At 70.3% G+C, this 11,974-nt stretch carries 9 protein-coding genes; 3 read left to right on the top strand and 6 right to left on the bottom strand.

Annotation, left to right across the window (positions count from 1 at the left end; translation table 11 throughout):
* Nucleotides 1–182 precede the first annotated feature (182 nt).
* The gene (locus DDV73_RS06460) at nucleotides 183–1,718 is read left to right on the top strand and encodes a metallophosphoesterase (RefSeq protein ID WP_240617153.1); all 1,536 of its coding nucleotides are present in this window, start codon (nucleotides 183–185) and stop codon (nucleotides 1,716–1,718) included.
* Between the two features lie 111 nt (nucleotides 1,719–1,829).
* Entirely contained in the window at nucleotides 1,830–2,558 is a 729-nt protein-coding gene (locus tag DDV73_RS06455; protein ID WP_161962302.1) for a type IV toxin-antitoxin system AbiEi family antitoxin domain-containing protein, read from the top strand.
* Here DDV73_RS06455 and DDV73_RS06450 read toward each other — a convergent pair.
* On the bottom strand, nucleotides 2,549–3,724 hold the full coding sequence (locus DDV73_RS06450; RefSeq protein WP_161962301.1) for a GNAT family N-acetyltransferase: 1,176 nt from the start codon (nucleotides 3,722–3,724) through the stop codon (nucleotides 2,549–2,551). The two genes, DDV73_RS06455 and DDV73_RS06450, sit on opposite strands and share 10 nt — an antisense overlap.
* A gap of 44 nt (nucleotides 3,725–3,768) precedes the next feature.
* Between DDV73_RS06450 and DDV73_RS06445 the strand changes: the two genes are divergently transcribed.
* Nucleotides 3,769–4,917, top strand: a complete 1,149-nt coding sequence (locus DDV73_RS06445) for an acyl-CoA dehydrogenase family protein (RefSeq protein WP_109506429.1) — start codon at nucleotides 3,769–3,771, stop codon at nucleotides 4,915–4,917.
* A 17-nt stretch (nucleotides 4,918–4,934) separates the two neighbouring features.
* Here the strand turns inward: DDV73_RS06445 and DDV73_RS06440 are convergent, their stop codons facing one another.
* The 5 genes from DDV73_RS06440 to DDV73_RS27770 all read right to left on the bottom strand — a co-directional run bounded on the left by DDV73_RS06440 (nucleotide 4,935) and on the right by DDV73_RS27770 (nucleotide 11,929).
* On the bottom strand, nucleotides 4,935–5,534 hold the full coding sequence (locus tag DDV73_RS06440) for a dihydrofolate reductase family protein (RefSeq protein WP_109506428.1): 600 nt from the start codon (nucleotides 5,532–5,534) through the stop codon (nucleotides 4,935–4,937).
* Between the two features lie 69 nt (nucleotides 5,535–5,603).
* Nucleotides 5,604–6,629, bottom strand: a complete 1,026-nt coding sequence (locus DDV73_RS06435) for an RNA polymerase subunit sigma-70 (RefSeq protein WP_109506427.1) — start codon at nucleotides 6,627–6,629, stop codon at nucleotides 5,604–5,606.
* Nucleotides 6,630–6,664: 35 nt separating this feature from the next.
* Nucleotides 6,665–7,351 carry a class F sortase gene (locus tag DDV73_RS06430; protein WP_109506426.1) on the bottom strand — a complete coding sequence of 229 codons (687 nt, stop codon included), beginning with the start codon at nucleotides 7,349–7,351 and terminating at the stop codon, nucleotides 6,665–6,667.
* Nucleotides 7,314–7,967, bottom strand: coding sequence for a sortase domain-containing protein (locus tag DDV73_RS06425; RefSeq protein WP_161962300.1), 654 nt, complete (start codon nucleotides 7,965–7,967; stop codon nucleotides 7,314–7,316). Before DDV73_RS06425 ends, DDV73_RS06430 begins: the two co-directional genes overlap by 38 nt.
* A 26-nt stretch (nucleotides 7,968–7,993) precedes the next feature.
* Nucleotides 7,994–11,929 (bottom strand): hypothetical protein, encoded by a 3,936-nt coding sequence (locus DDV73_RS27770; protein ID WP_154402629.1) that lies wholly within the window; start codon nucleotides 11,927–11,929, stop codon nucleotides 7,994–7,996.
* Nucleotides 11,930–11,974: the final 45 nt, after the last annotated feature.

The following is an 11,974-nucleotide window of genomic DNA, read 5'->3' as shown; positions in this document are numbered from 1 at the left end:
GACGCCGGTCACGAACATCAACATCCTCACTTCCCGCCCCACGACCAAGCAGTCAGGCACGCCGATGACCTGAATAGTTACAGGTACCTAGTGAATTCGTCCCAGCCCACGCGAAACTTCCGACGGGTTGGGGCGGTTTCGCTAGGTACCTAGTGAAACCGCCCTCGATAGGGTCGGTCGGGATGAACCGGTTGGGCCGATTGGCGACGTGGGGTTGGTGGCTGCATGCGGCGACGTACGTCGTGGCGTGGGTGGTGCTCGCCGTACCCATCGCGCTGTGGCTGTTCCTCAACAGCTCGGCGACCACCGTGATCGTCGGCCACGACGCGGTGCTGCGGCCGACCCTGGACCGGCAGATCACGCTGCACACCGGGCCGTTCCTTCCCGACGTACGCCAGGACTCGCCCGCGCGGTTCGGCGTCGACATCACGCTCGGCAAGACCGAGGCCCGGTCCACCGACGAGCTGCTGCAGCGCTATGCGTTCATCGCCAGCCAGCCGGAGGGGCAGATCCAGAAGGTCGAGTCCGCGCTCCGCGAGTTGGCCATCGACGCGGCGGTGCGTGGCGGCGCGATCGCCGCGGTCCCGGTCGGGATCTGGGTGCTGATCGGCGACCGGCGCCGGCGGCAGCTGATGACGGGTCTGGCGACCTGGCACGGCGTCGCCGCGGTGACCGCGGTGACCTTGATCGCGATCACCGCGTGGCAGCCGTGGGACCACGAGGAGCGGACGATGACCGACGAGGTCAGCTGGCGGCCGCTCGCGGGCTACGTCAGCGGCATCCCGGTCCCGGCCGAGGCCAAGGAGCTGGAGATCAGCACCGATCTCAGTACCGACCAGACCAAGCGGCTGATCGAGAGCGCGATCGCGACGTACGCCGAGAGCAAGGTCTTCTACACCAGGGCCGCGGAGCGGGCGGCGGAGCTGCCGGAGCTCCAGGACCTGCGGCAGCCTGCCGAGGACGAGACCGTCGTGCTGCTGATCACCGACCGGCACGACAACATCGGCATGGACAAGGTCGCCCGCGCGGTGGGCGACGCCGGTGGTGTGACGGCGGTGTTCGACGCCGGCGACGACACCTCGACCGGCAAGCCGTGGGAGTCGTTCTCGCTGGACTCGGTGACGGCGGCCTTCGACGACATCGACCGGTTCCAGGTGCCGGGCAACCACGACCACGGCTCGTTCGTTCCGGACTACCTCGCGGAGCGTGGCTGGACCGTGCTCGACGGCGAGGTCGAGGACGGGCCCGGCGAGACGAAGATCCTGGGCGTGGCCGACCCGCGGTCCAGCGGGCTCGGCAACTGGCGCGACGAGACCGGGCTGACCTTCGACGAGCAGGCCGAGCGGATCGCGGACGCCGCCTGCGACTCCGAGGACCGAGTAACAACATTGCTTGTTCATGACGCCGACAGCGGTACGCCGGCACTCGAGCGCGGCTGCGTCGACCTGGTCCTCTCCGGCCACCTGCACGTCCGGGTCGGCCCCGAACCCGTGATCGGCGAGAACGGCGAGACCGGCTACACCTACACCAACGGCACCACCGGCGGCGCGGCGTACGCCGTCGCGGTCGGCAGCAAGCCGCGCCGTACCGCCGAGGTCACGCTGGTCACCTATCGCGACGGCCGCCCGGCCGGCCTGCAGTCCGTCGAGCTGCAGACCAACGGGGTCTTCGTGGTCAACGACTACGTGCCGCTGACCTACCCCGAGGCCGAGGAGTAGGGCCGCCCGAACCTGCACGATGGCGATCGCGGGGACTGCACGGCCGGTTTCGCTGGATCGTGCCGGTCCTAACGGCCCCTGTGGATGACGAGATGCGAGCGGATCATCGCGTTGAGCTCGCGCAAGCGGCCGCGGACCGCCGTGAAGCGCGGCCAGATCAAGCGCGTTACGCGTGACCGCTACTGCCTGCCCGACGGTGAGCGCGGCGTTGTGGCAGCGGCCAAGCTTCACGGTGTGGCATCGCACTTGAGCGCTGCAGCCCACTGGGGGTGGGAGATCAAGTTCCCGCCGGAGGAACCCCAGGTGTCCGTGCGCCGCGACCGCAAGATCGCTGCCGAACGACGAGTCGGGGTTCGGCTCCACTGGACCACCTTCAGCGCCGGCGACGTCGATGGCATGGTGACCGGCAGGCTGCGCACTGTCGTGGACTGCGCCCGGGATCTGCCGTTCGACGAGGCACTCGCCGTTGCTGACTCCGCGTTGCGCCACGGCGACGTGACGAAGGAGGAGTTGGTCCAAGCAGCGGCGGCAGTCAAGGGTGGAGGGGCGGCTCGCGCCCGCCGAGTTGCGGCGTGCGCCGACGCACGGGCCGCCAACCCATTCGAGTCCGTGCTCCGCGCGCTCGCCATCGACGCCGGATTGAACGCCACTCCTCAGGTCGAGGTCGTCGTAGACGGCAAGGAAGTGCACCCGGATGTTGCGGATCGAGGCCGGCGGATCGCGCTGGAGGCGTGCGCTCATCGAGGGGCTTCCCGGACCTGCACGATCGGCCGAAACGCCGGAGCAGGCAGCCTGACGCAACGTCGTGCAGGTCGGGAGGGCCCGGGCCCTCAGAAGTAGTCGCGGATGTGCGGCTGACCGGTGCCGAGCAGGGCGTCCCAGAGCGGGTCGTGGTCGGTGGGGCCGGTGAGCTGGCCGGCGAGGCGGAGGTTGCCGGTGGACTGGGCGCCGGCGTACAGCAGGGCCAGGCCGTGGGCGGTGAAGGTGGGCCCGCCGTCGCCGCCGTCGGTCACCTTCGGGTCGCCGTCGGTGACCTCGAGGGTCCACGAGCCGTCGATCCCGGCGCCGGTGACCGAGAAGGGCAGCCTCGCCGAGACCGCCGGGTAGCCGATCGCGGTGAGCGCGCCGGGGACGTCGAGGATGCTGAGCATGTAGTCGTGGGTGTGTACGACGTGCCACGGGGCGCCGGGCAGCACCAGCCGCGCGATGTCGGCGCCGGAGGTGTACACGTGGATCTGGCCGCTGACCGAGGCGAACGAGCCCAGCATCCGCCACAGCGCGCGGGCCGCGTCGGGCGTGACCGCGATCAGGTCGCCGACCTTGATCGTTGCGGTCGAGTCGTAGCCCTGGCCGCGGGTCCAGCTCGCGTAGCCGACCACGCGGCCGCCGGCCTCGGCCAGCGTGACGCCGGTGAACGCGCCGATGAAGTCCTCGGCTGTCGCCGGGAACGACGGGCCGCGGCGGGTGAGCGGGCCGTTCTGGGCGGCCGCCCACGCGTCGTACAGCTCGCGGACGGTGTCGAAGTCGGCGGCCGTTGCCCGGCGGACGGACACGCCCTCGGGCGCCCGGACCGACGCCAGCGACGAGGTCGGGATCTCGACGGTGTCGTAGCCGGTGATCAGCTCGTAGCCGAGCCGGCGGTAGATGCCGGGTGCGGTCGGGAACAGCGTCGAGATGACATGCCCGTCGGCCCGCGCCGCGGCGAGCGCGATGTCGAACAGGCCGCTGAGCAGCCCGCGCCCGCGCGCCTCGGCGACCACGCTGACCCCGGCGATGCCGGCGGTCCGGACCTCGCGACCGTGATACCAGGAGTGGTAGTCGCGGACGTAGAGGACGGCCGCCAGCTGACCGCCGTCGAAGGCACCCCACAGCCGCATCCCGGGCCGCGGCCACTTGTCCGGGTCCGGCGCCGGCGGTGGCTCGTCCGGCATCCCGAACGCCTCGCCGCTGAGCCGCTGCACGGTCACGGCATCGTCAAAGGTCAGCTCTCGATACTCCACGCTCACCCGCCCGACTCTAGCCACGTCCACCGACATGCGAGGATCAGTTTGTGGCCACCGAAGTCGACCGTCTCCTGCCCACCGAGGAAGCCCGCGAGCTGCTCGCGCTGACCCGCGAGATCGCGGTCAAAGAGCTGGCGCCGCAGGTCGCCGAGGCAGAGGAGGCGGCGGTCTTCCCGGAGTCGGCGTACCGGCTGCTCGGGAGCAGCGGGCTGCTGTCGCTGCCGTTCGCCGAGGAGTACGGCGGGGGCGGCCAGCCCTACGAGGTCTACCTGCAGGTGATCGAGGAGATCGCGACCGCCTGGCCCTCCGTGGGCGTCGGCACCAGCGTGCACTCGCTGACCGCCACCGTGGTCGACACCAACGCCACCGACGAGCAGCGCGGCGAGTGGCTGCCGAGGATGCTCGACGGCGACTGGCTCGGCGCCTACTGCCTGTCCGAGCCGCAGGCGGGGTCGGACGTCAGCGCGATCAAGACCCGCGCCGTGCGCGACGGTGAGGAGTACGTCGTCAACGGCACCAAGCAGTGGATCAGCAACGGCTCGTGCGCCGACTACTACATCCTGTTCGCCCGCACCTCCGACGACGCAAAGCGCGGGCTGTCGGCGTTCATCGTGCCGGCCGACACCGAGGGCATGTCGTTCGGCGCCCCCGAGAAGAAGATGGGCCTGGCCTGCGACGTCACCACCCAGGTGATCTTCGACGGCGCCCGGATCCCGGCCGCCCAGCGGGTCGGCGAGGAGGGTGCCGGCATGAAGGTCGCGCTGTCCGCGCTCGACGCCGGCCGGCTCGGCATCGCCGCCGTCGGCACCGGCATCGCCCAGGCAGCTCTCGCGTACGCCGTCGAGTACGCGCGGGAGCGGGAGCAGTTCGGCCGCCCGATCGGCGACTTCCAGGGCCTGCAGTTCCTGCTGGCCGATATGGCGGCGGCGGTCGAGCGGGCGCGGGCGTCGTACCTGCACGCGGCCCGGCTCAAGGACGCCGGCCGGCCGTACTCGCGGCAGGCCAGCATCGCCAAGCTCACCGCTACCGACGCCGCGATGCGGGTGACCACCGACGCCGTGCAGGTGCTCGGTGGCAACGGCTACACCCGCGAGTACCCCGTCGAGCGCCTCTTCCGCGACGCCAAGGTCACCCAGATCTTCGAGGGCACCAACCAGATCCAGCGGATGGTCATCGGCCGCGACCTGCTCCGCTGAATCCGGGCTCCGGCCGGTCAGGCGGAGACGGCGTACCTCAGCAGGACGTTCGGGGAGCCGGCGAGCTGGCGGGCCTCGAGGAGGGTGAGGCTGCCGTCGAAGGCGTGCCCGCCGAACGCCTGCTGGAACGCCGGCACCCCTGACCCGACCGCGCCCGCGCCGACCTGGAAGTGCAGCTCGTCGATCAGGCCGGCGGCCAGCAGGTCGTTCCAGACCACGGTGCTGCCGAACATCACGATGTCGCGGCCCTCGCCCTGCTTCAGCTCCGCGATCCGGCGGTGGGCATCGGCCCGGCTGACCACCTCGGTGCTGCCGGCCCAGACGCCGGTGTCCTCGGTGGTCAGCGAGTCGGAGACCACGACCTTCGCGTAGCTGTTGCAGTACGACGAGATCTCCCGCTCGACCGCCGGCTGCTCCTCGTCGGCCTCGATGTCCGGCCAGTAGCCGAGCATCCCGCGGTAGGTGTCCGCGCCGTACAGGAGGGTGTCGGCGCCGCGCATCGCCTCGGCGTTGTACTCGCTGAACGACTCGTCGAGCGGCATCACGTAGACGTTGCCGCCTTCGCCGGCGGCGTATCCGTCGAGCGAGATCAGGTTGACCACGATCAGCTTCTTCATGACTGGCTCCTTCAGGTGGGTGGCGCCGGTCCGTCCGGTCGCCTTACGCACCCCATGAGTCACCGCTCGTCACGAACTCATCGGTTCCGTCCAAGAAAGTTCCACGCCGTAGCGCTCGTCGATCATCGGCGCCAGGAACGAGGTGAGGGCCGCGATCCGGTCGCCGTCGAGGGTGAGCGCGACGATGCCGCCGAGGTGGTACGACGCGCCGCTGGCGTCGTCGGCCTGGTAGCAGGCGAGCGCCAGCTGGCCGTTGACCGAGGTGACCCGGGCCCGCCACGGCACCACGAACATCCGCTCCCGCATGAACCGAGCGACCGCCTCGCGGCCGCGGAACCAGGCCGGCAGCGGCGGCATCGACAGCACCGCGTCGCTGACGAGCAAGTCCATGATCGCCGGCACGTCCGCCCGCTCCCAGGCGGTGACCAGCGAGTCGAGCAGCTTCTGGACGCGTTCGTCCCCGAGCGCGTTGATGGTGTCCTGCTGGGGGCCGGCCCGGTGCAGCCGGGCGTCCAGGCCGGCCCGGGCTCGCTGCAGGGCGCTGTTGACCGCGGCGACCGTGGTCTCCAGCGCCGCGGCCACCTCGGCGGCCGAGAACGCCAGCACCTCGCGCAGGATCAGCACCGCCCGCTGGGTGGCGGGCAGGTGCTGCAGCGCGGCCACGAAGGCGATCTCGACCGACTCGCGCGCGTCGTAGCGAGCGGCCGGGTCGGCTGGTCCGGTGCCCAGCATCGAGGTCGGGTAGGGCTCCAGCCAGACCGGCTCGTCGACCATGTCGCCGAGCTGGTGCGGGTCGACGGTGGCGGGGCCGTAGTCGATCGACAGCACCCGCTTCGGACGGTTCCTGCCGAGCCGCATCGCCGCGTGCGTCGCGATCGTGTACAGCCAGCCGCGCAGCGAGCTCCGGCCCTCGAACCCGGCCAGTCCCTTCCACGCGCCGATCAGCGCCTCCTGCAGGGCGTCGTCGGCGTCGTGGACCGAGCCGAGCATCCGGTAGCAGTGCGCGTGCAGCTCCGAGCGGTACGGCGCGACCAGTGCGGCGAAGGCGTCCTCGTCGCCGCCGCGAGCCCGGTCCAGGAGCTGCGACTCGTCCATGGGTGCAGTCTGACAGGGCGGAAACGGCCCCTTGCTTAGGCGGTCTGGCGGTCGAAGCGGGTCAGCGAGGCGAAGGCGACGGTGTTGTCCTGGTAGCCGCCGTCGTCGGCGTCGTACCGGCCGCCGCAGGTGATCAGCCGCAGGCCGGGGTAGCCGATGGCGCCGTACACGAGGCTGGTGGGGAAGTGGTCCTTCGAGTACGTCGCGACCCGGTCGACGGCGAAGACCGCTGTGCGGCCGTCGGTACGGCGGACCCGGACCTCGTCGCCGGCTCGGAGGGTGCCGAGCCTGTCGAAGACCGCGGGCCCGGCCGGGGAGTCGACGTGGCCGACGATGATGGCCGTCCCGGGGTCGCCGGGGGTGGGGAAGCGCTCGTACCAGCCGGGCTGGTCGGCGTACTCGAACGGGGGCACCTCCAGCGTGCGGTCGGCGGCCAGGCCGACGGTGAGGAGGGTACGGTCCAGCCCCAGTGACGGGATCTGGAGTGAGACCGGGCGTGCGAGTCTCGGCGAGGCGGGCTGGGCGCCGGCGGGCCCGGCGGGCCCGGCGGGTGTGGTGGCGCCGGGAGCAAGCGGAGCGGCCTGCGGTGCCCCGGACTGCCCGACCGCAAAGGCGAGGGCGCACGCGCCGGCGACCGCCAAGACGATGGCGGCCGCCAGCAGCGCACGCCCGATGAAGGGCCCGCTACCGGGACGCGACGAGGTCCGCGTAGACGACGACATTTCCGGGTGCGTCCTTCGGGTGCAGCTTCCCGCCGGTCGTGACCAGCCGGAGCAGCGGCTCCGCCGACGTCGCGTAGACCCGCTCGGTCGGGAACTTCCCGGCCGGGTAGCTCGCGATCTCGGTGACCGAGAACTCGGCGGTGGTGCCGTCCTGGCGCCGTACCGAGATCTTGTCGCCGACCTTCAGCCTGTGGAGCCCCCAGAAGACTCCGTGCTTGGCGGTGTGGTCGGGGTTGCTGATGTAGCCGGCGATCACGCTCACGCCGGGCTCGCCCGGGGTGACCGATCCGGTGAACCACCCGGCCTTGCGAGCCGGAGGCAGCTGCATGTTGCTGCCGACGGCGTCCAGGCTGACCAGCTGGTCGCGCACCCCGAGCTTGGGTACGACGAGCAGCCGGGGCTCGGACTTAGCGAGGGCCGGCACGGTGCCGCTCGGTGTGGACGTTGGGGTGGCGGACGCCGTCGGTGACGAGACGTCCGCGGTGTTGGGCCGGTTCGGCGACGCAGCGAGGATGGCGCTGCCGCCGACGGCCAGGACGAACAGGGCGATGAGAGCGGCGGTGGCCGCCGGGACCGTGAAGCCCCGGCGGCCGCCACTCCTCCTTCTGTTGATCACGAGATCTCTCTCTGTCGAGTGGTCGATCAGATCTCGGTGACGTTGCTCAGCCGACGTCGCACGTAGGCGGCTCCGACTGCGAGGAACAACATCACCCAGCCAGCGCCGTACAGCCATCCGTGACCGGACGTGGCGCTGGGGCCACTTCCAGCCGGGACGCCGCCGACCGGCGTGTCGGACTGCTGGCCCGGGCCGGAGCCCGGGTTGTAGCCGACTGGCTGCTGACCAGAAGGTCCATCGCCAGCACCCGGTCCGTCTCCGTTGCCGTTTCCGCTGCCCGGGTTGTTGCCCGGGTTGTTGGCCGGACGACCGACGAGGAACAGGTTGCGCGTGAACGTCACCTGGTCACCGGTCTCCGAGTCCGCAGCGGTGATCACGATGGGGATCACCTGAGTTCCCTCAGGCGCCTCGATCGTGAGCTGGCATGTCGTCGACTCGCCGGGGGCGAGCGACGTGTCGGCGCAGGTCACCGGTACTCCGGCGGCTTGGCCGGAGACCCCTGACACCGAGTTGTCCCCGGAGTTCGTGACAGTCACGACCACCGAGGCGGGTTGACCGCTCGTGACCACCGGCCCGGGGGCCGAGCCACCAGCTGGCATGCCGTTCACGGTCGGCTCACCGATCGTGACCTCCGGCTGACCCGCACTGCCCGTACCTACGTAGTGGGCAGTGGTGTCGTCGGAGACGGGCGCGCCGTCGGGAGACTCCCCGGTGACCTCGATGGGTACCGAGTTGTCGCCCGCCGCTACGTCCGCGGCGACCGAGCACGTCGTGGACTCGCCGGGGGCGAGGTCCGTGCTCTCACAGGTGAGGTCCCCGGCAACAGACGACCCTTGCAGGCCGCTGATGTCGGTGCCGCCGGTGTTGGTCACCGGCACCTCGATCTGTGCGTCGTCCTCAGGTGCGACCTGAGGACCAGGTGCGGACAGGGCGTCCTCACCGTTCACGCTCGGGTTACCGACCGTGATCTCCGGCCCGTCACCACTATCCGGGGCAGAACCCGTGTAGTAGGCGACCGTGCTGCCGGCGACCGGCGCGCCATCCTCGCCCTCGGCCGTGACCGCAATGGGCACGACGTTCGGACCAGGCGTGGAGCCGGCATCGATCGAGCACGTGGTGGACTCACCCGGAGCCAGCTCTGTGCTGTCACAGGTGAGCTCACCGCTCGGCGTGGCACCGGACAGGTCCGAAACCGAACCGTCGCCGGTGTTCTGCACGGCAACCTCGATGGACGCCTGCTCACCCTCGGGAACCGCAGGTCCCGGGGCGGTACCAGCAGGCTGGCCGTTGACCGTCGGCGTACTGACGGTCAGCCCACCGGTACCGCCAGGCGGCGGAACCGCCGGCGTACCGGTGTAGTACACGGTGCCGTTGCCCGACACCTGCGTGCCTCCAGGGCCCGTACCGGTGACCTGCACCGGCACGGTTTGTGCCCCGGAGTCCGCGGTGGTTGCCATGGCGCACGTCGTCGACTCACCAGGAGCCAGCTCGGTGCTGCCACAGGTCATCGCGCCGTCCGGAGTTGCCCCGGAGATGCCCGTGACAGGCGCATCGCCGGAGTTCTGGATCGGTACGACGATGGCCGCCGGTGCGCCCGCGGGAGTGTTAGGTCCCGGAGCGGCGCCGGCCGCCTGCCCGTTCACGGTCGGCGTACCAACTGTGAGCTGGCTGTCGCCACCCGGAGGCGGCGTCGGCGGCGGCACGGGGCCAGGCTGGCCCCCGCCGTCGCTGACCGCGCAGGTACCCCAGTCGGTGCTGTTCACGAAGAACAGCGAAGCGACCTGGGCACCACACGGGTTCTGCTGCATCCCGCCGATAGCGGTGATGGTCTGCTGGGAGGCCACGTCAGTGTGGCCTCCCGAGCCCCATCCGCCTGTGCCGCCGGGCGCCGGGCTGGTGCCCGGGCCGTTGCCGACGGCGCAGGTGCCCCAGTCGGTCGTGTTCACGAAGAACAGCGACGCTTCCTGGGCGCCACAGGGGTTCTGCTGCATCCCGCCGATAGCGGTGATGGTCTGCTGGGAGGCCACATCGCTGTGACCGCCCGAGCCCCATCCACCACCGGTGCCAGCCGGTGCGCTGCCGTTGCTGACAGCGCAGGTGCCCCAGTCGGTCGTGTTCACGAAGAACAGCGACGCTTCCTGGGCACCACACGGGTTCTGCTGCATTCCACCGACTGCGGTGATGGTCTGCTGGGAAGCCACATCAGTCTGGCCTCCCGAGCCCCATCCACCACCGGTGCCAGCCGGTGCGCTGCCGTTGCTGACAGCACAGGTGCCCCAGTCGGTCGTGTTCACGAAGAACAGCGACGCTTCCTGGGCACCACAGGGGTTTTGCTGCATCCCGCCAACGGCGGTGATGGTCTGCTGGGAGGCCACATCGCTGTGGCCTCCCGAGCCCCATCCGCCTGTGCCGCCGGGCGCCGGGCTGGTGCCCGGGCCGTTGCCGACGGCGCAGGTGCCCCAGTCGGTCGTGTTCACGAAGAACAGCGACGCTTCTTGGGCACCGCAGGGGTTCTGCTGCATCCCGCCGATAGCGGTGATGGTCTGCTGGGAGGCCACATCGCTGTGACCTCCCGAGCCCCATCCACCACCGGTGCCAGCCGGTGCGCTGCCGTTGCTGACAGCGCAGGTGCCCCAGTCGGTGCTGTTCACGAAGAACAGCGACGCTTCTTGGGCACCACAGGGGTTCTGCTGCATCCCGCCGACGGCGGTGATGGTCTGCTGGGAAGCCACATCGGTCTGGCCACCCGTACCACCAGCGCCTGCCGGCAGAGTGCCTACACCACCGTTGCCGGTGGCGCAGGTGCCCCAGTCGGTCGTGTTCACGAAGAACAGCGACGCTTCCTGGGCGCCACAGGGGTTCTGCTGCATCCCGCCGACCGCGGTGATGGTCTGCTGGGAGGCCACATCGCTGTGACCGCCCGAGCCCCATCCACCACCGGTGCCAGCCGGTGCGCTGCCGTTGCTGACAGCGCAGGTGCCCCAGTCGGTCGTGTTCACGAAGAACAGCGACGCTTCCTGGGCACCACACGGGTTCTGCTGCATTCCACCGACTGCGGTGATGGTCTGCTGGGAAGCCACATCAGTCTGGCCTCCCGAGCCCCATCCACCACCGGTGCCAGCCGGTGCGCTGCCGTTGCTGACAGCACAGGTGCCCCAGTCGGTCGTGTTCACGAAGAACAGCGACGCTTCCTGGGCACCACAGGGGTTCTGCTGCATCCCGCCAACGGCGGTGATGGTCTGCTGGGAAGCCACATCGCTGTGACCGCCCGAGCCCCATCCACCACCGGTGCCAGCCGGTGCGCTGCCGTTGCTGACAGCGCAGGTGCCCCAGTCGGTGCTGTTCACGAAGAACAGCGACGCTTCCTGGGCACCACACGGGTTCTGCTGCATTCCACCGACTGCGGTGATGGTCTGCTGGGAAGCCACATCGCTGTGACCCCCCGAACCAGCACCAGCGCCAGCCGGAACAGCTGCAACCGCGCCACCGTTGCCGGTAGCGCAGGTGCCCCAGTCGGTCGTGTTCACGAAGAACAGCGACGCTTCCTGGGCACCACACGGGTTCTGCTGCATCCCACCGACGGCGGTGATGGTCTGCTGGGAAGCCACATCACTGTGACCCCCCGAACCCCAACCCGCACCGGCAGGTACAGCACCCGTCGCGCCGCCATTGCTGACGGCGCAGGTCCCCCAGTCGGTCGTGTTCACGAAGAACAGCGACGCGGCCTGAGCACCACACGGGTTCTGCTGCATCCCACCAACAGCGGTGATGGTCTGCTGGGAAGCCACATCACTGTGACCCCCAGAACCAGCACCAGCTCCGGCAGGAACGGTTGCGCCACCATCAGAGACGGCGCAGGTGCCCCAGTCGGTCGTGTTCACGAAGAACAGCGACGCTTCCTGGGCGCCACACGGGTTCTGCTGCATCCCGCCGACGGCGGTGATGGTCTGCTGGGAAGCCACATCGCTGTGACCACCAGAGCCCCAACCGCTGCCTGCGGGTACTGC

This window comes from Nocardioides speluncae (assembly GCF_003121585.1).
GTDB lineage: Bacteria > Actinomycetota > Actinomycetes > Propionibacteriales > Nocardioidaceae > Nocardioides > Nocardioides speluncae.
This window is presented reverse-complemented; position numbering and strand designations above follow the sequence as displayed.

Coding starts and splice junctions, on each gene's coding strand:
- DDV73_RS06435 (WP_109506427.1), bottom strand. CDS start 6,629: ATGGACGAGTCGCAGCTCCTGGACCGGGCTCGCGGCGGCGACGAGGAC.
- DDV73_RS06460 (WP_240617153.1), top strand. CDS start 183: ATGAACCGGTTGGGCCGATTGGCGACGTGGGGTTGGTGGCTGCATGCG.
- DDV73_RS06440 (WP_109506428.1), bottom strand. CDS start 5,534: ATGAAGAAGCTGATCGTGGTCAACCTGATCTCGCTCGACGGATACGCC.
- DDV73_RS06430 (WP_109506426.1), bottom strand. CDS start 7,351: ATGTCGTCGTCTACGCGGACCTCGTCGCGTCCCGGTAGCGGGCCCTTC.